Here is a 22,896-nt window from a genome sequence, read left to right on the forward strand (position 1 = left end):
ACAGCCGCCGGATTCTCCACACCCCCGACGTGAACGCCGGAGCACCGAGAATGAATCCCAGTAGCAGTCCATGCGAGCCGTGTAGAAAGACGTCATGCTGCATCTGCGCCTGATCACCCCGGCCGGCAAGACGGACGACGTGGTGCGCCTGATCGAGAACACGGTCGGCACCGCCCATCTCGTGGTCGTGCCGGGCGCCGCCCGCAACCCCGCCGGAGACGTGGTGATGGTCGACGTCGCGCGCGAGGCGGGCGACGAACTCATCAGCGGCCTCCAGAAGTTGGACCTCGACAAGACCGGCTCGATCGCCGTCGAGAACATCGACCTGTCACTGTCGAAGCGCGCCGACAAGGCGGAGGACGAGGCGCCGGGCGAGGGCGTGGACGCGGTGCTGTGGGAGCACCTGACGGACGCGACGCACGAGGAGTCGACGCTCACCGTCACCTACGTGGGGCTCCTCGCGGTCGCGACGATGCTCGCGGCCTGCGGTGTGATGCTCGACAACGCGATCCTGATCGTGGGCGCGATGGCCGTGGGCCCGGAGTTCGGGCCGCTCGCCGGGATCTCCACGGCGCTCGTGCAGCGGGCCCCGCAACTGGTGTGGCGGTCGCTGTGGGCGCTGCTCGCCGGGTTCGCCGTCGCCATAGTGCTGACGGCGGGCTTCAGTTGGCTGCTGGACGCGCTCGGGCTGTTCGAGAGGTCGATGGTGGAGGCGGCCCGGCCGAACACGGCCTTCATCTGGAAGCCCGACTGGATGTCCTTCGTCGTGGCCTTCCTGGCGGGCGTCGCGGGCACCCTCTCGCTCACGTCCGCGAAGTCGGGCGCGCTGATCGGCGTCGCGATCTCGGTGACGACGGTCCCGGCGGCGGCGAACGCGGCGGTGGCCTTCAGCTACACGGACTACTCCCAGACGTGGGGCTCCACTTGGCAGCTCCTCGCCAACCTCGGCGGCATCATCGCCGCCGGCACGCTCACGCTGCTCGCCCAGAAGTGGTTCTGGGCGAGACAGCGCGCGCGTACACCTGAAGTGGCCTAGCCCAGCGCCGACTTCACGGCGTCCGCGAGCCGCCCGGCCACCGACCGCGCGTGGTCGATGTCGGCGGCCTCGACCATCACCCGTACGAGCGGCTCGGTGCCGGAGGGACGGAGCAACACCCGCCCGGTGGCACCGAGTTCGCGCTCGGCGTCGGCCACGGCGGAGGCCAGTTCGGCGGAGGTTCCCACCCGCGACCTGTCGACGTCCGGCACATTGATGAGCACCTGCGGCAGCCGCTCCATGACGGACGCGAGGTCCCGGAGCGTACGACCGGTCTGGGCGACCCGGGCCGCGAGGAGCAGCCCGGTCAGCGTGCCGTCGCCGGTGGTGGCGTGGTCGAGGATGATCACGTGCCCGGACTGCTCGCCGCCGAGCGCGTACCCGTGCTTCTTCATCTCCTCCAGGACGTAGCGGTCACCGACCGCCGTCTGCACGAAGGACAGGCCCTCGCGCTCCATGGCGAGCTTGAAGCCCAGATTGGACATGACCGTCGCGACAACGGTGTCGGAGCGCAGTGCGGAACGCTCCCGCATCGCCAGCGCGAGTACGGCCAGAATCTGGTCCCCGTCGACCTCGGCACCCGTGTGGTCCACGGCGAGGCAGCGGTCGGCGTCGCCGTCGTGCGCGATGCCGAGGTCGGCACCGTGCTCGAGGACGGCGGCCTGGAGCTTCTCCATGTGGGTGGAGCCGCATCCGTCGTTGATGTTGAGCCCGTCCGGCTCGGCGCCGATCGTGATGATCTCTGCGCCGGCGCGCGCGAAGGCCTCGGGCGACACGCGGGCCGCGGCACCGTGTGCCTCGTCGAGGACGACCTTCAGACCGTCGATGCGGTTGGGGAGTACGCCGAGGAGGTGGGCGACGTACCGGTCGAAGCCCTCGTCGTAACTGCGCACGCGGCCCACGCCGGAGCCGGTCGGCCGGTCCCAGGGAGCGCCGGTGCGGTGCTCCTCGTAGACGCCCTCGATCCGGTCCTCCAGCTCGTCGGCGAGCTTGTGGCCGCCGCGGGCGAAGAACTTGATGCCGTTGTCGGGCATCGCGTTGTGGCTGGCGGAGAGCATCACGCCGAGGTCGGCGCCCAGCGCACCGGTGAGGTACGCCACCGCGGGGGTGGGCAGCACACCGACGCGCAGGACGTCCACGCCCGCGCTGGCCAGACCGGCGACCACGGCGGCCTCCAGGAACTCCCCGGACGCGCGCGGGTCACGACCGACCACCGCGACTGCCCGGTGGCCCTCGAACGTGCCCGCCTCGGCCAGTACGTGCGCCGCCGCGACGGAGAGACCGAGCGCGAGCTCGGCCGTCAGATCCGCGTTGGCAACACCGCGCACGCCGTCCGTGCCGAAGAGTCGTCCCACTTGTCCTCCTGAGAAAGCTTCAGAATTCGGACGTCATCCGATCACACGAGCCTTTGAGCACCTTGTGCCGTTATACGCCTAAGGCTGTGATAAACGAACGCCCCGACGGCACTGTGGCGTGCCGCCGGGGCGTTCGGACGTACTACGCGTAACCACACGTGCTCGACCGACCACACGTGCTACGCGTACGAGCAGGCAGCGAAGATTAACGCTTGCTGTACTGCGGGGCCTTACGGGCCTTCTTGAGACCGGCCTTCTTGCGCTCGACCGCACGGTCGTCGCGCTTGAGGAAGCCGGCCTTCTTGAGGGCGCCGCGGTTGTTGTCGACGTCGGCCTCGTTCAGCGCGCGGGCGACACCGAGACGGAGCGCACCGGCCTGGCCGGAGACGCCGCCACCCGTGATGCGGGCGACAACGTCGTAGCGGTTGTCGAGCTCGAGCACCTTGAAGGGCTCGTTGACTTCCTGCTGGTGCACCTTGTTGGGGAAGTAGTCCTCAAGGGTGCGACCGTTGATCTTCCACTTGCCGGTGCCCGGGACGATCCGGACGCGGGCGATGGCGTTCTTGCGACGGCCCAGGCCGGCGGCCGGCTGCGGGTCGCCGAAGCGGCCCGCGAGCGACTCCGAGGTGTACTCGCCCTCGACGGGCGGGACCTCGGACTCGGTGGTGTAGTTCTCGACGTTCTCGACGAGCTCGCCCTCGGTCTCTTCGACCGGCTGCTCAACGGTGGTCTCGGCCACGATTCTCCTCAGAATTTTCTGTGTCTTAGGGGGTGGCCGGAACTACTGCGCGACCTGGGTGATCTCGAACGGCACCGGCTGCTGCGCAGCGTGCGGGTGCTGGTCGCCCGAGTAGACCTTCAGCTTCGAGAGCACCTGACGGCCCAGGGTGTTCTTGGGGATCATGCCCTTGATGGCCTTCTCGACGGCCTTCTCGGGGTTCTTCGCCAGCAGCTCGTCGTAACGGACGGAGCGCAGACCACCCGGGTAACCGGAGTGGCGGTACGCCAGCTTCTGGGTCTTCTTGTTGCCGGAGAGGTGCACCTTGTCGGCGTTGATGATGATGACGAAGTCACCAGCGTCGACGTGGGGGGCGTAGATCGGCTTGTGCTTGCCCCGAAGGATGTTCGCGGCGGTGGTCGCCAGACGGCCCAGGACTACATCCTGAGCGTCGATGACGTACCACTGGCGAGTGATGTCGCCGGGCTTGGGGCTAAACGTACGCACTTCGTAGCCTTCGCTTCTTCAGTGGATGGGTCCTGACACATGGCATCACTGAAGCGATCATGCAGCTGGGGACGACAGTGCCGGGAACGATGCCCGTATGCCGCCCACTGGTAACTGCTCCAGGGAACCTACGTAAGGGCCTCTCGCGTGAGAACGACCAAGCCGATACGCATAACGAAATGCAAGAGTACTCGCGCTGCCCCGGAAGGGTCAAAACGCGCCTCACGGCCGCCACCGCGACCGACAACGTCTAGTACAACCGTACGAAATATTCACGGCACCCCGCACCCCGGGAACCGCGACGCACCAACCACCCGGAGATGTCACTTTTGCCCGTGCGGGCTCACCTCGCACCAGGTCCCGAGTGCCCGCCGAAGCGGAACGGCACACCCCAACCCCCGTCTAAGATGCGGCACATGAGCTATGGGCAGGGTGGGCAGGGGCAGCCCCCGTGGGATCCCTGGAATTCAGGATCGCAGCGACCCCAGTGGGGCAGCCAGACGGACGACCGGACTCCGGACTGGGCGGCGCTCGCCGACGCCTCCGAGTCGCGCAACAAGCGCCGCAGGGTGCTGCTGATCAGCGGCGGAGCGCTTGCCACGGTCGCGGTCGGCGTCGCCGTCGCGGTGGCCGTCGTGTCCGCGAACGGCAGCAGCCAGGCCTCGAACTCGCCCAGCAACCTGCCCGCCACCGCGGACATCCCGAGCGACACCACCGCGCCGGAACCGTCCTTCGCGCCGACCTCGGCCCCTCCCCCGCTGGACCCGAAGGACTTCATATCCAGCGTGAAGAAGGACACGGCACCGCTCAGCCCCGGCCTCCTCTTCCCCGGCTCGACGCTGACCATGGGTGACCGCGTCTACACAAAGGGTCCGACGGCCGACACGACGAACTGCGCCACGGCCGCGAAGGGCACGCTCGCCACGGTCCTCACCAAGAACAAGTGCACGCGCCTCCTGCGCGTCACCTACAGCAAGGACGGCGTCGCCGTGACGGTCGGTGTGGCCGTCTTCGACACCGAGGCCCAGGCGGTCAAGGCCAAGGGCGACGCGGACGCGAAGAGCATCATCGCCTCGCTGTCCGGCGGGAAGGTCAAGCCCTTCTGCGACTCGGCGGTCTGCCGCTCGACCACGAACTCCTACGGGCGCTACGCCTACTTCACCCTCGCCGGCTTCACCAACGGCAAGGACGTGACGACGAAGGACACCGCGGTCTTCACCACCGGCGACGACCTCGCCGAGTTCGCCTTCCGGCAGATCCGCCGCCGCGGCGAGGCCCAGGCGTCTACCGCGGCCAACGAGTGACCCGGACCCCGCCCCGGTGACCACGGCCCCGCCCCGGGCGGCCGTGCCCCGCAACAAGGACGTGTGAGACTCTCCCGCACGCTCGTCGGCAAGTCGGACACTGGCCGTGTCGCCGACGGCCGGCCCCGGGGGGACCACTCCATGACCACGCAGCGCCCGTCCCGACGCCTGCTGCTCGGGACCTGCGCGGGCGCCGCGCTACTGGCCCCGCTGGGAGTGTGGGCCTGGCCCGAGCAGCAGGAGAGCGCGGCCGGGCCCCGGGCGGTGCCGACCGATCTGCGGGACCGGGATCCGAAGGCGACCCCCGAGGCGCGCCAGGTGTACGCGATGCTCGCGAACCAGGAGAACACCGCGCGCCGCGACCGCCCGAGCCGCACGGTGATCGGCCAGCACGTGGAGCTGCACAACGAGCGGTACAACCCGCAGTACGGCGACTACCAGGGCACCAAGGCGCCGGGCTACTACTACCGCAAGGCCCGAGACATCACCGGCCGGCTGCCCGGCTTCGTGGAACTGGACCTCGGCCCCGGCTACGGCCAACCCGGCTGGGCGGTGGGCCAGGCCCGCTCCTACTCCGGCGCCTGGCCGAGCTGCCGCCGCTACTGGGGGTACACCGAGGACGCCGTGGACCTCGCCGTCGGCGTGTGGGCGGGCCTGCCCCGGACGGCCGACGGCTCGTACCGCCCCTCCGGCACGCACCGGGAGTGCGCGTCCGGGGCCGAGGTCTCCCTGCCGCACAACGGGGGCGCTCCGGCGGGCCTGGTCGGGTTCTCCTTCCACCAGCCCTACCCGGGCAGCCCCGTCAAGGGCTACACCCAGACGCTGCACCGCAACTCACCGGCCGCGAAGGACCCCCGCTGGTTCGCCCGGGTGACAAGCCCGGGTACCGCCGAGCACAAGTCCCTGCTGCACGACCTCGCCTTCCTCGCCGACCACCTGGGCTACCTGGCCGGCCGCGGGGTCCCCGTACTGCTGCGGCCGTACCACGAGATGAACACCGCGCCCGGCAGGGGCTTCTGGTGGGCGGGCCAGGACCCGGCCGCGTTCCGGACGCTGTGGCGGCTGACGTACGACTACCTCGTGAACCGGCGCGGCCTGCACAACCTGATCTTCGTGTGGGCGCCGAACTCCTGGGACGGGTCCTACGGGCGGGAACCCCGGGCCTACTACCCCGGCGGGCGCTACGTCGACATCGTGGGCGTCGACGACTACAGCGACACCCCGGCCCGCCCGTTCGGCGACGGAGCCTGGACCGAGGTCTGGTACCGCGGCCTGGAGCGGTACCGCAGGCCGCGGATCGTCTCCGAGTCCTTCCACGTACCGCTCAACGCGGCCCAGCCCCGGACCCTGACCAGGACGCCCTGGGTGCTGTGGACGGTGTGGGGCCAGGCCCTGTCGTACGACAACGTGTCCGCGCCCCGGAAGAAGAACACCGCGGACGATGTGAAACGGACCTATCACTCTTCGCGCATGATCACGGCGCAAGACTTCGGTTGATTAACTTTTGAACACATCCCCCTCACATGTGTTCCATGCATAGGCACATACATGCAAGGATCACTCTTCTGTTCGGCCAGTGGTTCGGGTGCCCGGGGGGGCTTCTGACAGGCAAGTGGCCGATGACGCCAAAGAAGGCGTTGGGGGGCATGGAACCCAGAGTTTCTGTGCCGTGGCGCGCTTTGTCGTGCCCCGGCCGAGATCTATGGCTGCCTCAACGCACCAGCGATCTCACAGGAGTTCCTCAGAAGTCATGGCATCAACAGTCGCCGACGAGGGTGTTCCGCACTCTCGGCAGAACGCGAAACTGACGAAGCGCACCGCGTCGTGGAAACCGGGGATCCTGCCGTTCCTGGTGCCCTTCGTCCTGCTGGTCGCCTTCGGGCTGTGGTCCTACCGGCCCAGTTCGACTCCGCTGAGCTGGGTCCTGACCGTCGTCTGGTCCCTGCCGGTGGTCGGTGTGCTGGTCGGTATCCAGGGCGCAGTGCTGCTCCGCCGCCGGGTCCGCAAGAGCGACCGGATGGCCCCGCCCGCGCCGGTCGACCAGGACTTCCTGATCATCCTCTGCCCGACCATCGGACGTCACGACACCTACCCGGCCCTGGAACGCTCGATCCTGTCCTACGTCGAGCACATGCCGGAGTGGTTTCCGTACATGCGCGTCGACATCCTCACCGAGGAGGGCTGCGAGGCAGCGGCGGACATCGACCGGCTCGCCGACTCGCACCCGCTGATCCGGGTGATCACCGTCCCCAAGGCGTACGTCCCGGAGAACGGCACCCGCTTCAAGGCCCGCGCCAACCACTACGCCCACGAGCTGCGCATCGAGGAGGGCGAGGCCCTCGACTACGTCTGGGTGCTGCACATGGACGACGACACCGGCGTCGGCCCCGACACCTCGTCCTCGCTCGCCCAGTTCATCAACCGGCAGCGCCGCGCCCACCCCGACGAGGCCAAGCACATGGCCCAGGGCATCCTCACGTATCCCCGCGAGAACGCGGTCAACCTCTTCACCTGGCTCGCCGACGCGGTACGCCCCGCCGACGACATCGCCCGTTTCCGCGCGCTGACCGGCATGGGCACCCCGGCCGCCGGTGTGCACGGCGAGCTGCTGGTGCTGCGCGCGTCCATCGAGGCCGAGATCGGCTGGGACTTCGGCCCCAAGGAGATCGTCGAGGACGCCCGCCTCGCCCTGACCTTCTGCCGCAAGTACCCGGGCCGCAGCGACTGGTTCAACGGCCGCTGCTACGGCGCCTCCCCCTCCACCGCCGCCGACTTCGTCAAGCAGCGCGACCGGTGGGCCTGGGGCCTGGTGGCTCTCTGCTTCAACAGGTCCGTGCCCTTGCGCTACCGCTGGTTCCTGTCGATCTGTGTGACCACCTGGATCCTCGGCCCCCTCCAGCACATCGGCGCCGTGCTGCTCTTCGGCTGGCTCATCAACGACATGAACACCTCGCCCGCGACCCAGTCCGTGACCATCCTGTGGGCGTTCAACTTCGCCTACGTCATCTGGACCTACTGGGAGGGACTGCGGCTCAACGCGCTCGCGTCCGTCAGCGGCAGACGCAAGTGGTGGGAGCCGATCGTGGTGATCGCTCTCATCCCCGTCTTCTCCGTGCTGGAAGGAATCGGAGGCTTCAAGGGCTTCCTGAAGTTCGTCCGGCGCGAGGAGAACAAGTTCGTCGTGATCGCCAAGCCCGCCTGATCGCCCGGAAGACAACTGACATGCGCTCGCGACTGCCCCTGCTCGCCATCTTCCCGGTGAGCGTGCTCACCATCGTGCTGGGCACCCCCTTCGTCCTCGGCGACCACCCTGTGCGCTGGGAGTCGGGCTCGGCCCTGCCCAAGCTCGTCCTGGGCGACGCCCCCGAGGAATCCAGCACTCCGACCGACGACCCCTCCGATACGACGGACGCGTCCTCCCCCTCGTCCTCCACGCCTTCCTCGTCCTCCGGCGACGGCCTCAAGGTCGCCAAGCCCTGGAAGGCCGGCATGGCGCAGTGGGGCGTACAGGTGTATTGGGAGGAGGAGACCAAGAAGCGCTCCGACACGTTCATCGAGAACCAGGCCCGCAAGCAGGCCAAGTACCTCATCGGCCTGGGCGCGAACTCGGTGTCCCTGTCCTTCCCCTACTTCACCGGGGACTCCACGTCCAACAAGATCTCCGCCGGGGCCAAGACGCCGTCCCCGGAGCGCCTCCAGCGGGTGCTGCAGGTGTTCGAGGACGCGGGCTTTCGCACCACGGTCCGCCCGATCATGGACGAGGCCTCCCTCGACCCGCCGACCGGCTGGCGCGGCAACATCGAACCCGCCTCGCGCTCCGCCTGGTTCGCGTCGTACAAGGAGTTCCTCACCCCGTACCTCAAGGTCGCCGAGGAAGAGAAGGCGAACACCTTTGTGATCGGCACCGAGCTGAACTCCTTGGAGGGCGACACCGGCTGGGACTCCCTGGTCGCCTCCGCCGAGACGGCCTTCTCAGGTGAGGTCGCCTACGACGCCAACTGGGACAACTACGTCTCCGGCCGCATCAACATGCCGGTCAGCCACCTCGGCGTCGACGCCTACTTCCCCGTCAAGGTCGCGGACACCGCGTCCGTCTCGACGCTGGTCGACGGCTGGAACACCTGGCTGGACAAGAAGGCCACAGGACCGCTGCCCAACATCACCATCGCCGAGTCCGGCATCGGCGCGATGAACGGCGCCTACCACGCGCCCGGCGACTTCTACACCAAGCGAGCAGTGAACCCGACGGTGCAGGCCAACTGGTACGAGGCCGTCTGTCAGGTAGTCCAGGAACGAGAGATGAGCGGCGTCTACTGGTGGTCGATCTGGTTCGACGACGACCCGAACACCAAGCCCGACGACAAGGTCGCCTCCCGGCTCGACTTCGCCGGACGCCCTCTTACCGAGAAGGCCATCAAGGCCTGCTTCACCTCCGATTACGCAGGCCCTGGCACCGACACCGCCAGCTGACCGAGCGAGGCAATCATGCAGGAAGCCATCATCCTGGTGGGCGGCAAGGGAACCCGCTTGCGCCCGCTGACCAACCACACCCCGAAACCGCTTCTCAACGTCGCGGGATCCTCCTTCATCCGGCACCAGATAGCCAAGCTGATGGATGCGGGCGTCGAGCACGTGGTGTTCGCCACCTCGTATCTCGCCAGCCTCTTCGAGGAGGAGTTCAAGGACTTCTCCCAGGACCTGAAGATCTCCTACGCGGTCGAGAGCGTCCCGCTCGGCACGGGCGGGGCGATCCGCAACGCCGGCCGCCTGCTGCGCGGTCCGGCGGACGCGCCCGTCCTGATCCTCAACGGCGACATCCTGTCCGGGCTCGACCTGCGTGACGTACTGGAGCAGCACAAGGCGCGGGAAGCGGACGTGACGCTGCATCTCACCCGCGTCTCCGACCCCCGTGCCTTCGGCCTCGTGCCCACCGACGAGGCCGGAAGGGTGCTGTCCTTCCTGGAGAAGCCGAAGACCCAGGAGGAGTGCGTCACCGACCAGATCAACGCGGGCTGCTACGTCTTCCGCCGGTCCGTCCTCGACGCCATCCCGGCCGACCGCGAGGTCTCCGTCGAACAGGAGACCTTCCCGGAGCTCGTCGCCCAGGGGCGGCGCGTGTTCGGCCACACCACGGAGGACTACTGGCGCGACCTCGGCACGCCGCTGGCATTCGTCCACGGGTCCGCCGACCTGGTCACCGGCAAGGTGACCTCTCCCCTCGTGGAGCGGCAGGCCGAGGCCCTGATCCATCCCACGGCCACCGTCGACCCGACCGCCCGCATCACGGGAGGCTCGACGATCGGTCCGCACGCCGTCATCGGCCCGCGCGTGGTCGTCGACCGCTCCATCCTCGGCGGGAGCGTCACCGTGGCCGAGGGCGCCCGGATCCACGAGTCCGTGGTGGACCACGACTCATCGATCGGCGGCGAGTCCTTCCTCCGTGAGGCCGTGGTGGGCTGCCATGCGCACATCGGCGCGGAGAACGAACTGCCCGCCCAGCTGCGGCTGTCGTGCGGCATCCGCATTCCCGCCCAAGGAGTACGCGTCAGTGGCACGGCTGCCGCCTGCCTGACGGCCCACTGAAGTCGCCTACCTGCCGCACAACTTGACCGGACAGTCAGTTACTGGAGAGACATGCCCCGCCATCGCACATCGGCCGTGGAGACAGAGCGTCTTCGCAAGTATCGGCCCGACATCCAGGGCCTGCGTGCCGTAGCCATCATGATGGTGGTCAGCATGCACTGCGGCATTCTCGACATCCACGGTGGCGTGGACGTGAGCTTCGTGCTGAGCGGCTTCCTCATCGGCGGCCAGCTCTTCGCCGAGATCGAGAAGACCGGCAAGGTGTCCCTGACCAAGTTCTGGGCGCGCCGTTTCCGGCGTCTGACGCCGCCCATGGCCCTCGTCATCGTCGCCACCGCGGCCCTGGCGTGGATGTACGGCAGCCCGCTCAGGTTCCGCGCGTACATGGAGGACGGCCTCAGCGCCTCCCTCAGCTTCCTGAACTGGCGCCTGGTCGAGACCGGCACCGACTACTTCGCCAACGACGGGTCGCAGTCCCCGTATCAGCACTTCTGGTCGCTGGGCATCGAGGAGCAGTTCTACGTCGTCGCCCCGCTCGTCCTGGTCGTGGTGGTGTGGATCAGCCGCAAGATCTTCCGCAACCGCGCTCTGGTGGCGCTGTTCCTCATGGCCGTCATCGGCGGATCGTTCTATCAGGGCTGGTCCCAGACTGCCGAGAACCAGCCGCTCGCGTACTTCAGCACCCACACCCGGATCTGGGAGATCGCCTGCGGCGTCCTGCTCGCCCTGGCCGCTCCGCTCGTCTCCCGCATGAACACCGGCGTGGCCGCGGTCGTTTCGTGGCTCGGGCTCGGCACCGTGCTCGTCACGGCGATGCTCATCTCCGACGAGACGCCGCTGCCGGGGTACGCGGTGGCCGGCCCGGTGCTCGGCGCCGTCATGATCATCGCCGGTGGCTGCGCCAATCCCCGGTTCGGCGCGGAGCGGCTGATCGACAACCCAGTCCTCGACTTCGTCGGCAACGTCAGCTACGGCTGGTACCTGACCCACTGGCCGCTGCTGGTGCTCTGGCCGTCCATCACCGACCGGGAGTTCACCTTCCAGGACCGGCTACGGGTTGCCGTCCTGTCGTTCCTGGTGGCTGTGGTCCTGCACTACGCCGTCGAGCGCAAGTTCAAGAAGAACGTGAAGCTGGTGGCGCGCCCCTGGAAGGGCGTCTTCACCGGCGGGTTCACCACCGCGGGCACCGCGGGAGCGATGGTCCTGGCCACGATCATCCCGCTGAACCTGGCGACCTCGGCGTCGTCGAGCACGCTCGCGGTCGGGTTCACCAGCCAGGCATCGGTCGAGGACGCCGTGCACCGCACCGAGCTCTCCGCAACCGTGCAGAGCGCTCTGCAGTCCACGCCCAAGAACTCCGCCAAGCACGGTTGCATCGACAACTTCGACGTCAAGAAGTTCGAGATGCGGGACGGCTGTGTCGCCGGCGACCCGGAGGGCACCAAGACCCTTGTCCTCATGGGGGACTCCCACGCGTGGCAGTGGAACGACCTCTACCACGAGATCGGCAAGGAGCTCGGGGTGCGGGTGGTGACCATATCGAAGGGCGGCTGCTCGCCACAGATCTACCGCATCATCAACCCCACCGTGAACCGCGAGTACACCGAGTGCGACAGCTGGCGCGAATCGGCTTTCGCCGAGCTCAAGAAGATCAAGCCCGACGTCCTCGTCATCGCCGACCGAGCCCGCCAGGAGGCGAACCGGTCGGGCGCCGAGGCCTCGTTCAAGGTGTTCAAGGAGACGGGCGCCAAGCTCGTCTACATGACGGACACCCCGCAGCCCGGGCAGAACGTCCCCGACTGTCTCGCCACGCACATCGACGACATCTCCCTCTGCAACCGCAAGGAGTGGCAGGCGCTCGAGTACACGGAGTTCCGCGCCATGGAGCGTGAGGTGGCCGAGAAGTACGGTGCGGAGATCATCGACACGACGCCCGCGTTCTGCGCGGTGGACGTCTGCCCGGCGGTGATCGGCGACCAGGTCGTCTACTTCGACAACAGCCACATCACGTCGTCGTACTCGAAGACCCTGAAGCCGTTCCTCAAGCCGGCCCTGGAAGAAATACTCGACAAGGCGTAGCCCGCGACCCGTTCCGCTCCGGCCGCCACCCGGCCGGAGCGGACCCCGTCAAGCCGTCACTGCCCCCGGACCCGCACCCGCCGAGTCTGCCCCTGCCGAGCCGCCAGCTGATCGTCCGCCGGATACCCGACCTCCTCCAGCGTCAGCCCGACCGGCCGTACGACATGCACCGCACTGTCCCGGACGTGCGCGTCGAGGACCCGCCGGGGCCACTCCACGTCACGGTGCCCGTCGCCGACGAACAGCAGCGCGCCAACCATGGAACGCACCTGGTTGTGGCAGAAGGCGTCGGCGCGGACCTCGATCTCGACGATGCCGTCCTCGCGCCGGCCCACCCCGAAGTCGAGGATCTCGCGGATCGTGGTCGCCCCCTCGCGCTTCTTCGCGTACGCCGCGAAGTCGTGCTCCCCGACAAGGGACTTGGCGGCGGCGTCCATCGCGGCGACGTCCAACTCCCAGTCGTGCCAGAGGACATGGTTGCGCAGCAGCGGGTCCACTCCGCCGGGCTGGTCGCCGACCCGGTAGACGTAGCGACGCCACACGGCCGCGAACCGCGCGTTGAACCCCGCAGGCGCCTCCGCCGCACGCCACACGCGCACGTCCCGGGACAGCCGCCCGGCGAGCCGCTTCAGCAGCTTCTCCCGATGCTCGGCCCACAACGCCTCCGGCAGATCGACGTGCGCCACCTGCCCACGCGCATGCACCCCGGCATCGGTCCGCCCGGCCACGGTCAGCTCATACGTGGTCTCCCCCGACCGCGTCACCGTCCGCAGGGCGTCCTCGATGTCCCCCTGCACGGTCCTGCGCCCGCTGGCCTGCTTGGCCCACCCGGAGAACCCGCTCCCGTCGTACGACAGGTCCAGCCGCACCCGTACGAACCCGGGCTCTACTTCGTCACTCACCAACAGATCCTCTCCAGAGGCCGTGAACGCGAAAGCGGGCCCGCCCCGCAAGGGGCGGACCCGCTCAGACGCGAGCCGAAGCTCAGGCGTCCTTGGACTCGTTGCCCTCGGCGTCAGCCGGAGCCGCGTCCTCGACGACCTCGTCGGACTTGGCCTCGACGGCCTCGTCCTTCTTGAGAACGTCTTCCTTGACGGCACGCTTCGTCGCCGCCTCGGCCTCACCGGTGGCCTCCTGGGCCACGGTCAGCGCCTCCACCAGCTCGATGACAGCCATGGGCGCGTTGTCGCCACGACGGTTACCGATCTTGGTGATACGGGTGTAGCCACCCGGACGGTTCTCGTAGCGCGGGCCGATCTCGGTGAAGAGCGTGTGCACGATGCTCTTGTCCGTGATCACCGTGAGCACCTGACGGCGGTTGTGAAGGTCGCCCTTCTTCGCCTTGGTGACCAGACGCTCCGCGTACGGGCGCAGGCGGCGGGCCTTCGCCTCGGTGGTGGTGATGCGGCCGTGCTCGAAGAGCGACTTCGCGAGGTTCGCGAGGAGCAGCTTCTCGTGCGCGGCGCTGCCGCCCAGACGGGCACCCTTGGCAGGCTTCGGCATGGTGTTTCTCCTAGGTGTCTGCCCCGGCCGTATCAGGTACCGAGGTCAGTGTCCGAGCGGGCGGCTGCCCGTCGGAGATCCGGGCAGCCCCGTAGGGGCGCCCGGAAGGGGCGCGGGGAACTGCGCGACAAGCCACAGCGCACCCGCACCCAGGAACCGGCAGTCGGTCCCGAGCTCTTAGTACTGCTCGGTCTCGACGAACCCGGCGTCCACATCATCGTCCGCGCCGAAGGCATCCGCGGCGGCGGTCGGGTCGAATCCGGGCGGGCTGTCCTTGAGGGCCAGGCCCATGCCGGCCAGCTTCGCCTTGACCTCGTCGATGGACTTCGCACCGAAGTTGCGAATGTCGAGGAGGTCGGCCTCGGAGCGGGCGACGAGCTCACCCACGGAGTGGATGCCCTCACGCTTGAGGCAGTTGTAGGACCGAACGGTGAGCTCGAGCTCCTCGATCGGCAGGGCGAGATCGGCGGCGAGGGCGGCGTCCGTGGGGGACGGGCCCATGTCGATGCCCTCGGCGTCGATGTTCAGCTCGCGGGCGAGACCGAACAGCTCGACCAGGGTCTTACCGGCCGACGCCATGGCGTCACGGGGACGCATGGCCTGCTTGGTCTCGACGTCGACGATCAGCTTGTCGAAGTCGGTGCGCTGCTCGACACGCGTGGCCTCGACCTTGTACGTGACCTTCAGCACCGGCGAGTAGATGGAGTCGACCGGGATACGACCGATCTCCTGCCCCACCTGCTTGTTCTGAACGGCGGAGACGTAGCCGCGACCGCGCTCGACGGTCAGCTCCATCTCCAGCTTGCCCTTGCCGTTGAGCGTGGCGAGGACGAGGTCGGGGTTGTGCACCTCGACACCGGCCGGAGGCGCGATGTCGGCGGCGGTGACCAGACCCGGACCCTGCTTGCGCAGGTACATCACGACAGGCTCGTCGTGCTCCGAGGAGACGACCAGCTGCTTGATGTTGAGGATCAGGTCGGTGACGTCCTCCTTGACACCCGGCACGGTGGTGAACTCGTGCAGAACGCCGTCGATCCGGATGCTGGTGACAGCGGCACCGGGGATCGAGGAGAGGAGCGTACGACGCAGGGAGTTGCCGAGGGTGTAGCCGAAGCCCGGCTCCAGCGGCTCGATCACGAACCGGGAGCGGAACTCGTCAACGACCTCTTCGGTCAGCGACGGGCGCTGAGCAATAAGCATGAAGGAATCCTTCAGTCATGGGCACCCACTATTTGATGCCCTTGAGTACTACAAGGGTACGGGCGGCACGGCCCCGAAAGGCCATACCGCCCGAAACCTAAGACAACCGTGCGTCAGACGCGGCGGCGCTTGGGCGGACGGCAGCCGTTGTGCGGCGTGGGGGTGACGTCCTGGATGGAGCCGACCTCGAGGCCAGTGGCCTGGAGGGAGCGGATCGCGGTCTCGCGACCGGAGCCCGGGCCCTTCACGAAGACGTCAACCTTGCGCATGCCGTGCTCCTGCGCGCGACGGGCGGCCGACTCGGCGGCCATCTGCGCGGCGAAGGGGGTGGACTTGCGCGAGCCCTTGAAGCCGACGTGGCCGGCGGAGGCCCAGGAGATCACGTTGCCCGCGGGGTCCGTGATCGAGACGATCGTGTTGTTGAACGTGCTCTTGATGTGAGCGTGCCCGTGGGCGACGTTCTTCTTTTCCTTGCGGCGCACCTTCTTGGCAGCGCCCTGACGACCCTTGGGGGGCATCTATTACTCCTACGGGGAGGTGGTCGGTCCTACAGCGAAGACCGCTGATGAAGCGTTGTCCGCTGTGGACTACTTCTTGCCCGGCTTCTTCTTACCGGCGATCGCGCGACGCGGGCCCTTGCGGGTACGAGCGTTCGTGCTGGTGCGCTGACCGTGAACGGGCAGGCCGCGACGGTGACGCAGACCCTGGTAGCAGCCGATCTCGACCTTGCGGCGGATGTCGGCCTGCACCTCGCGACGGAGGTCACCCTCGGTCTTGAAGTTGGCGTCCACGTACTCGCGGATCCTGACCAGCTCCTCCTCGGAGAGGTCACGAACGCGGGTGTCAGGGTTGACGCCGGTCTCGGCCAGCGTCTTCTGCGAGAGGGTCCGGCCGATGCCGAACACGTAGGTGAGGGCAACCTCCACGCGCTTTTCGCGCGGGATGTCAACACCGGAAACGCGTGCCATTCAATGGCTCCAGTTGTCGTTCGGAGGTCTTCCGCAGAACCGGCTCCCGCCCGCCGTCCTCTTCATGTCGAAGATTCGGTACGAACCGGGTCCCCAGCCTCCGACCGGGGGTGTCAGGCCTGATGAACTCAGCCCTGGGCTCTGCGTATGAACATGTACTACTTGCGTCGCGCGAAGTATCTGCGGATGCAGAAGGTCGGTCGTGCGTCAGCCCTGGCGCTGCTTGTGGCGCGGGTTTTCGCAGATGACCATGACCCGGCCGTGACGGCGGATCACCCTGCACTTGTCGCAGATCTTCTTGACGCTCGGCTTGACCTTCATTGGTGAGGTTCTCCGGGTCAGTGCCACCACCCCGCGGAAGCGGGGCACAGGCAAGATCTACTTGTACCGGTAGACGATCCGGCCACGCGTCAGGTCGTACGGAGACAGCTCCACCACGACCCTGTCGTCAGGGAGGATGCGGATGTAGTGCATGCGCATCTTGCCGCTGATGTGTGCCAGAACCTGGTGGCCGTTCTGGAGCTCAACCTTGAACATTGCGTTCGGAAGAGACTCGACGACAGTGCCCTCGATCTCGATGGCACCTTGCTTCTTGGCCACGCTTCGCCCTTCGAATCGACTACCCTGATCGACTCTGTACGAGCGCATGCAGGCATGCGGGTGCACGAGAGCCGACGAGTCAGTCTACGTCAGGGCACCCGGAAAGACGAATCGAGGAAGAATGCCCTGCTTCGAAGATCATTAAGCCACCGGGTCCGGCGCGGCCGTAATCCCATACTCCGCCAGCTTCGCTTTCCCACCGTCGGGAGCCGTCAGCACAAGCGGCCCCTCCTCCGTCAGCGCGACGGAGTGCTCCCAGTGCGAGGACCAGGTGCCGTCCGTAGTAATAACGGTCCAGTCATCCTCCAGCACCTCGGTCTTCGGGGTGCCCAGGGAGACCATCGGCTCGATGGCGAGGCAGAAGCCGGGGACCAGCTTCGGGCCCTTGCCGCGTCGGCGCTCGACGTAGTTGAGGAGGTGCGGGTCCATGTGCATCTCGGTGCCGATGCCGTGGCCGCCGTAGTCCTCGACGATGCCGTAGCGGCCGCCGCCGACCTTGGGCTGGCGGCGGATGTACGTCTCGATGGCGCGGGAGACGTCGACGAGCCGGTTCCCCAGCTTCATCGCGGCGATGCCCGCCCACATCGACTCCTCGGTCACCCGGGAGAGCTCGATGAGCTCCGGGGCGTGACCGGTGCCCACGAACGCGGTGTATGCCGCATCGCCGTGCCAGCCGTCGACGATCGCGCCGGCGTCGATGGAGATGATGTCGCCGTCCTTCAGGACGGTCTTGTCGTCCGGGATGCCATGGACGACGACCTCGTTGGCCGAGGTGCAGATGGTGGCAGGGAATCCGCCGTACCCGAGAAAGTTCGACTTGGCCCCGTGCTCGGCAAGTACCTTGCGCGCGACCTCGTCCAGATCCTTCGTCGTGGCACCGGGCACGGCCGCCTCACGGGTGGCCGCGTGGATGGCGGCAACGACCAGGCCCGCCTCACGCATCTTGGCGATCTGCGCGGGGGTCTTGATTTCCACCATGATGGATTGCGCCTCCTGCCATTGGTACACGGCGCTCCAGGATACGCGTGCGACTGGCACCCATCGAACGGGGAGTGGCGCGTCACACCGAGCACGACAAAGCCCCGGTCGGTGCAGGCACACCAGTTGATCGCCCGCACCGGCCGGAGCTTCGGTCTATCGCAGAGTTATCGCAGTGTTTAGGACTCGGAGAACACCACGGACTCGTACCAGGAGGAATTGCCGTGCCAGTTCACCCACATGCTGTACGACTTGGCGCCGATGATGTCGTAAGTGCTCGAGTCACAGCCAGAGTCACCACCGTCATCGACGGTCAAGACGGTCACGATTCCGGTGCCCGTGCTGTTGAGGGTCTTCAGCTGCCCGGTGACACCGTAGCCGTCAGCGTAGGTGTCGCAGACGGTGAATACATCACCGTCATCCTTGTAGTACATGTAGCCACGGCTGGACGGCAGGGAGACTATCTGGCTGCCAGTCGCCGCTGCAGCCGGACCGGCCGAGAAACCAACCACCGTGGCGGCGGCCGCGGCGGCCATTACACCGCGTCTAATCATGGTCTTATTCATTCGATTCCCACCCCTTTTTCTCATGAGCCCTAAAAGGACCCGGACAGTCTGCAGAACACCATTTCTGTGCGGTTCCGCAGCGATCTAGATTTACCCTACCGACCAAGATTCTGAATGTCCACCGTCAATCGGCTCTTCATAAACAGAAGAATCAAGAGGCAAGCAGCAATCAGGAACACAATCGGGCACGGCAGAGCAGGTCTTTACAGCCAATACGCCGGCTACCACGGGAATTCCCGGAGCCGGCGAATCCGGTCAGCGATTGCTAAGGATTGGAGTCCAGCGACTGGCGTCGCTGAGGGAAGATGGCCGGAAGCCGGAAAGGGGGATGACTTCCTTTCCATCCGAGCTGGCAAGAATGAGTTGATTTCGGAACTCACCCTTGCTGGGTTCACATTGCTCGGGATCGCACCTGAAGGCGATGAGCCAATCGTCGTCGGCCCAGGCCAGCAGCTGCTGACCGGGCACGAGTGCCTCGCGCTCACCGGTCCTGGCGTCCAACACCTCAGAGACGATCTGGCCACCCTCGCCCACGAACCGGCCTGTTACCAGCTTCCCGTCAGGGGAGACGGCTCCCGGCGAGCTCAGCTCCTCCTCCGACTTCGGGACAGGCACCTCTTCACCGTCCACGCTGTAGAAGACCCTGCCCGCCTTGGTGCTCCAGGGCTCCCACAGCAGCTTGCCGTCACGGCTCCAGGCGATGTCCTGGCGCCCGCCGCCGACGACGAGCCCGTCGTCACTCTTCCTGGGCGGGCGCGCGCTGAAATCCGCCTGACCAGAGGCGGCATCGATGACATAGAACCCCGCACGGCTCGGCTTCGGCCCCGGCACGATCTTGCCGTTCAGCCGGTAGGACGCGTCCTTGAAAAGCCCGTCCGGATTGATGTCATAGGCGGTTGCGACCAGACGCTTGCCATCCGGCGAGAACTGCACACCGCCAACGCCCTGGTCCGTCTTTATCCACCGTTCCACCTTGCCGGTGGCCAGATCCACGATTCCAATGCGGTGGACCGGCAGGCCGCGCTCCAATACCGCTGCGGTCTTCATCCCCGGCGCCACATCGAGCCAAGCCCAGTCCGTCTCCTCGTACCGATCCGTGGTCGAGTTCAGGAGGTTCCAATTGAAGGAAAGGGCTCCGTCACCGTTCGCCCGCTTCTCCGACTTCACCGTGTAGTACGCCGAGACGGCGACATTCCCTGCGGCTATGAACTGCGTCGGCGGCGACTGATCCGGATGCGCCGCCACGCCCGCGGGACGCCCTACGGGCTCTTCCTCTTCCTGACCATTGGTTGCGACGAGTGCCGCTGCAATGCCCGCCCCGACGAGAACCGTACCGATGCCGGCCATCACGAAACGGCGCACCTTCCGACGCCGCACACCGGACATCGACCCGCTTATGTCGTGGCGCATCCCCTCCGAAGCCCCCTCGACATCCTCGCGGACCAACTGTCCGGGTTTCACGTCTGTACCCCCACAGGAAAGAAGACTGGATTTCGGATTCAGTCCGGCTGAACAGGACCCTAGGCGAGGGTGATCAAGCGAAAAGTGAATTTGAGGTTTCCCTGAGGTTTGCATAGCCCTCACGGAAGGTGACCAGACGGGGAGCCTTCATGCAGGGGCGAGCGCCGACCACACGGCAATCTGGACATACATGAACAGATTTGAACTCGCCGAGAACACATTGAGTAAGAGCGCACCCTCGAGAGTGATCTACGCCACAGCCTCTATGGGTCGACCTGACGGAGGGGTTCCGGTTATACAGCGATCTGACACCGCGTGCGGGCTCATAACTGGCGGCGGACCGAACAAGTGCGACGGAGTTGAGGAATGCCTCGGCAACGACCGGCACGGCGTGGGGGTACTGGGACCAGGCCCGTGCCATGGCCTACCGGCTCCAGGGGGACCTACCACCCGTGACGTCGTTCTCGCGCGCCATCATGGGCGCGCACGCGGTCACCGTGGCCGTGGAGCCGCATCAGGGCGGGGAGTCGGTCCGGCAGGCCGCAGCGGCCGATGCGGTCTCGATCCCCTCGAGGCCACGCCGGGCCCGGCACCGCATCGAAGAGGCTCGGGGCTACCAGCTCGACGGACAGCCGGACGTCGCGCCCGCCACGCTGAACCAGCTACCTACCTGGGCGTGCTTCGAGTGGACATGGCCGAGCTTGAGGCGCAGGCCTGCGCTTCGTACTGGTCGGTGCCGATGTCGTCGGCCGCGATGCTGTGCGCGCCCCCTGGCCGTCGCCCGGTTGATCGCACTCACTGCGGCGCGTAGAGCCGCCGCAACGCCCGCCCCGGCGGTACGGGGCCTCGCGGCGACCGCAGGCTCAGGGGCGCACGAAAACGCCCGTCCCGGGGGCAGGAAGCCCCCGGGACGGGCGTTCTCACGGTCGACGGGTCCGGCCTTCTCGTGATCCGAACCCAGACAGACCCTAGTCAGTCCTCGTCGCGCTGAAGCGCCTCCATCGCGCGAGCCGTGACCTCTTCCACCTTGCCGAGCGCCAAGATAGTGACCACCAGGCCCTGGGCCTTGTAGTAGTCGATGATCGGCTCGGTCTGCGTGTGGTAGACCTCCAGGCGCGTACGCACGGTGGCCTCGGAGTCGTCGTCACGCTGGTACAGCTCGCCGCCGCAGACGTCGCAGACGCCTTCCTGCTTCGGCGCCTTGTACGTGACATGGAAAACGTGCGCCGAGTCGTTCCGGCAGATGCGGCGGCCGGCGATCCGCTTGACCACTTCGTCCTCGGGGACCTCGAGGTCCAGCACGGCGTCGAGCTTCATGCCCTCGTTCTTCAGCATCTCGTCGAGCGCCTCGGCCTGCGAGACGTTACGAGGGAAGCCGTCGAGCAGGAAGCCGTTCTCCGCGTCCGGCTGCTCCATGCGGTCCTTGGCCATCGCGATGGTGACCTCGTCCGGTACCAGCTCGCCCTTGTCCATGTAGGACTTCGCCAGTTTGCCGAGCTCCGTCTGCCGACTGATGTTGGCGCGGAACAGGTCGCCCGTGGAGATGTGCGGGATCGACAGGTTCTGGGCGAGGAACGCGGCCTGCGTACCCTTTCCGGCGCCAGGCGGCCCGACGAGGACGATTCGCATCAGCGGAGGAACCCTTCGTAATTGCGCTGCTGGAGCTGGCTCTCGATCTGCTTCACCGTCTCCAGACCGACACCCACGATGATCAGGATGCTGGTCCCGCCGAACGGGAAGTTCTGGTTCGCCTGGAACCCGACCAACGCCATCGTCGGCACGAGAGCGATCAGACCCAGATACAGCGAACCCGGCCACGTGATCCGGTTGAGTACGTATCCCAGGTACTCTGCGGTCGGCCGGCCGGCCCGGATGCCCGGGATGAAGCCACCATACTTCTTCATGTTGTCGGCTACTTCTTCGGGGTTGAAGGAGATGGCCACGTAGAAGAAGGCGAAGAAAACGATCAGCAAGAAGTAGACCGTGATGTAGATCGGGTGGTCACCCTTGGTCAGGTTTGTCTCGATCCAGGTCTTCCAGCTGGACGTTCCGCTGGAGAACTGTGCGATCAGAGCCGGGATGTAGAGCAGCGACGAGGCAAAGATCACAGGGATGATGCCCGCCTGGTTGACCTTCAGCGGAATGTACGTCGACGTGCCGCCGTAGGACCGGCGGCCGATCATGCGCTTCGCGTACTGGACCGGGATCCGGCGCTGAGCCTGCTCGACGAAGACCACCAGGCCGACCATGACCAGGCCGACCAGGATGACCGTGCCGAACTCGATCCAGCCGTCGGCCAGCGTGCCCGAGGTCTTGATGGACCACAGGGCGGCCGGGAAGGTCGCGGCGATCGAGATGAACATCAGGATCGACATGCCGTTGCCGATGCCGCGGTCGGTGATGAGCTCACCGAGCCACATGACGACGGCCGTACCGGCGGTCATGGTGATGACCATCGTGATGGTGACGAAGATCGACTGGTCGGGCACGATCTCGGTGGCCACCTGGCAGCCGCTGAAGAGCGCGCCGCTGCGAGCGGTCGCGACCAGGCCGGTGCCCTGGAGGATGGCCAGCGCCACCGTCAGGTAGCGGGTGTACTGCGTGATCTTCGCGGTGCCGGCCGAGCCCTCCTTCTTGAGGGCTTCCAGGCGCGGGATCACCACGGTCAGCAGCTGGAGGATGATGCTCGCCGTGATGTACGGCATGATGCCCAGCGCGAAGATCGTGATCTGCAACAGCGCGCCACCACTGAACATGTTGACCAGACCGAACAGACCTTGGTTGCCCTTGGCCACTTCGATACAGGTCTGCACGTTCTGGTAGTCGACACCCGGGATCGGGATGTGCGTACCCACCCGATAGACCACGATGATGCCGAGCGTGAAGAGCAGCTTCTTGCGCAGGTCGGGCGTCTTGAACGCCCGGGCGAACGCGGTGAGCACGGTGCCTCCTGCGACCCCCGCGCTACTGCGTCAGAGGTGACGGTCTTGAGGTTCGACGGATATCTGACAGCTAACCAACAGTCAAAGGCCGCCCGG

Annotated in this window: 22 protein-coding genes and 1 pseudogene; 8 read left to right on the plus strand and 15 right to left on the minus strand. The window is 66.9% G+C overall.

The annotated features are described in order from the left end of the window. The first annotated feature begins 94 nt into the window (after positions 1–94). Complete coding sequence (locus OG246_RS04075; RefSeq protein ID WP_266455927.1) at positions 95–1,036, plus strand: DUF389 domain-containing protein; 942 nt, start codon at positions 95–97, stop codon at positions 1,034–1,036. Here the strand turns inward: OG246_RS04075 and glmM are convergent. From glmM to rplM, 3 genes are all read right to left on the minus strand, one after another. Further along, positions 1,033–2,391: a phosphoglucosamine mutase gene (gene glmM / locus OG246_RS04080; protein ID WP_266455929.1), complete on the minus strand. Its 1,359-nt coding sequence runs from the start codon at positions 2,389–2,391 to the stop codon at positions 1,033–1,035. The two genes, OG246_RS04075 and glmM, sit on opposite strands and share 4 nt — an antisense overlap. Before the next feature lie 205 nt (positions 2,392–2,596). Then, entirely contained in the window at positions 2,597–3,130 is a 534-nt protein-coding gene (gene rpsI, locus OG246_RS04085; protein ID WP_266455931.1) for a 30S ribosomal protein S9, read from the minus strand. 42 nt (positions 3,131–3,172) lie between these two features. Beyond that, entirely contained in the window at positions 3,173–3,616 is a 444-nt protein-coding gene (gene rplM, locus OG246_RS04090) for a 50S ribosomal protein L13 (protein ID WP_055614906.1), read from the minus strand. A 416-nt stretch (positions 3,617–4,032) separates the two neighbouring features. Here rplM and OG246_RS04095 point away from each other — a divergent pair, with 416 nt between their 5' ends. The 6 genes from OG246_RS04095 (at position 4,033) to OG246_RS04120 (ending at position 12,582) form a co-directional block, all read left to right on the plus strand. Next, on the plus strand, positions 4,033–4,920 hold the full coding sequence (locus OG246_RS04095; RefSeq protein WP_266455934.1) for a hypothetical protein: 888 nt from the start codon (positions 4,033–4,035) through the stop codon (positions 4,918–4,920). 141 nt (positions 4,921–5,061) lie between these two features. Continuing rightward, a complete protein-coding gene (locus tag OG246_RS04100; protein WP_266455936.1) occupies positions 5,062–6,417 on the plus strand; it encodes a glycoside hydrolase family 26 protein in 1,356 nt (451 codons plus the stop codon). A 253-nt stretch (positions 6,418–6,670) separates the two neighbouring features. After that, a complete protein-coding gene (locus OG246_RS04105) occupies positions 6,671–8,122 on the plus strand; it encodes a glycosyltransferase family 2 protein (protein WP_266455937.1) in 1,452 nt (483 codons plus the stop codon). Positions 8,123–8,142: 20 nt separating this feature from the next. Further along, positions 8,143–9,390 carry a hypothetical protein gene (locus OG246_RS04110; protein WP_266455939.1) on the plus strand — a complete coding sequence of 416 codons (1,248 nt, stop codon included), beginning with the start codon at positions 8,143–8,145 and terminating at the stop codon, positions 9,388–9,390. 15 nt (positions 9,391–9,405) lie between these two features. Then, complete coding sequence (locus OG246_RS04115; protein ID WP_266455940.1) at positions 9,406–10,503, plus strand: NDP-sugar synthase; 1,098 nt, start codon at positions 9,406–9,408, stop codon at positions 10,501–10,503. A 51-nt stretch (positions 10,504–10,554) separates the two neighbouring features. After that, positions 10,555–12,582 (plus strand): acyltransferase family protein, encoded by a 2,028-nt coding sequence (locus OG246_RS04120; protein ID WP_266455942.1) that lies wholly within the window; start codon positions 10,555–10,557, stop codon positions 12,580–12,582. A 56-nt stretch (positions 12,583–12,638) separates the two neighbouring features. Here the strand turns inward: OG246_RS04120 and truA are convergent, their stop codons facing one another. From truA to OG246_RS04170, 10 genes are all read right to left on the minus strand, one after another. Continuing rightward, entirely contained in the window at positions 12,639–13,484 is an 846-nt protein-coding gene (gene truA, locus OG246_RS04125) for a tRNA pseudouridine(38-40) synthase TruA (protein WP_266455944.1), read from the minus strand. Positions 13,485–13,566: 82 nt separating this feature from the next. Then, entirely contained in the window at positions 13,567–14,085 is a 519-nt protein-coding gene (rplQ, locus tag OG246_RS04130; RefSeq protein ID WP_266455946.1) for a 50S ribosomal protein L17, read from the minus strand. A gap of 177 nt (positions 14,086–14,262) precedes the next feature. After that, a complete protein-coding gene (locus tag OG246_RS04135; RefSeq protein WP_019055532.1) occupies positions 14,263–15,285 on the minus strand; it encodes a DNA-directed RNA polymerase subunit alpha in 1,023 nt (340 codons plus the stop codon). Positions 15,286–15,398: 113 nt separating this feature from the next. Continuing rightward, positions 15,399–15,803: a 30S ribosomal protein S11 gene (gene rpsK, locus OG246_RS04140; RefSeq protein ID WP_006376016.1), complete on the minus strand. Its 405-nt coding sequence runs from the start codon at positions 15,801–15,803 to the stop codon at positions 15,399–15,401. A 69-nt stretch (positions 15,804–15,872) separates the two neighbouring features. After that, entirely contained in the window at positions 15,873–16,253 is a 381-nt protein-coding gene (gene rpsM / locus OG246_RS04145; RefSeq protein WP_266455950.1) for a 30S ribosomal protein S13, read from the minus strand. A 207-nt stretch (positions 16,254–16,460) separates the two neighbouring features. Next, positions 16,461–16,574: a 50S ribosomal protein L36 gene (gene rpmJ, locus OG246_RS04150; RefSeq protein ID WP_003998809.1), complete on the minus strand. Its 114-nt coding sequence runs from the start codon at positions 16,572–16,574 to the stop codon at positions 16,461–16,463. A 57-nt stretch (positions 16,575–16,631) separates the two neighbouring features. Continuing rightward, positions 16,632–16,853, minus strand: coding sequence for a translation initiation factor IF-1 (gene infA, locus OG246_RS04155; RefSeq protein WP_003948620.1), 222 nt, complete (start codon positions 16,851–16,853; stop codon positions 16,632–16,634). Between the two features lie 141 nt (positions 16,854–16,994). After that, positions 16,995–17,831, minus strand: a complete 837-nt coding sequence (gene map / locus OG246_RS04160; protein WP_266455953.1) for a type I methionyl aminopeptidase — start codon at positions 17,829–17,831, stop codon at positions 16,995–16,997. Positions 17,832–18,010: 179 nt separating this feature from the next. Then, a complete protein-coding gene (locus tag OG246_RS04165) occupies positions 18,011–18,397 on the minus strand; it encodes a hypothetical protein (RefSeq protein WP_266455956.1) in 387 nt (128 codons plus the stop codon). Between the two features lie 255 nt (positions 18,398–18,652). After that, positions 18,653–19,858, minus strand: a complete 1,206-nt coding sequence (locus OG246_RS04170) for a hypothetical protein (protein ID WP_266455959.1) — start codon at positions 19,856–19,858, stop codon at positions 18,653–18,655. 380 nt (positions 19,859–20,238) lie between these two features. Here OG246_RS04170 and OG246_RS04175 point away from each other — a divergent pair. Further along, a pseudogene (locus OG246_RS04175) lies at positions 20,239–20,520 on the plus strand (XRE family transcriptional regulator); the annotation flags it as partial. Between the two features lie 310 nt (positions 20,521–20,830). Here OG246_RS04175 and OG246_RS04180 read toward each other — a convergent pair. Next, positions 20,831–21,487, minus strand: a complete 657-nt coding sequence (locus OG246_RS04180; RefSeq protein ID WP_266455961.1) for an adenylate kinase — start codon at positions 21,485–21,487, stop codon at positions 20,831–20,833. After that, positions 21,487–22,800 (minus strand): preprotein translocase subunit SecY, encoded by a 1,314-nt coding sequence (secY, locus tag OG246_RS04185; protein WP_266455968.1) that lies wholly within the window; start codon positions 22,798–22,800, stop codon positions 21,487–21,489. Before secY ends, OG246_RS04180 begins: the two co-directional genes overlap by 1 nt. Positions 22,801–22,896: the final 96 nt, after the last annotated feature.

This window comes from Streptomyces sp. NBC_00620 (assembly GCF_026341825.1).
Lineage (GTDB): Bacteria > Actinomycetota > Actinomycetes > Streptomycetales > Streptomycetaceae > Streptomyces.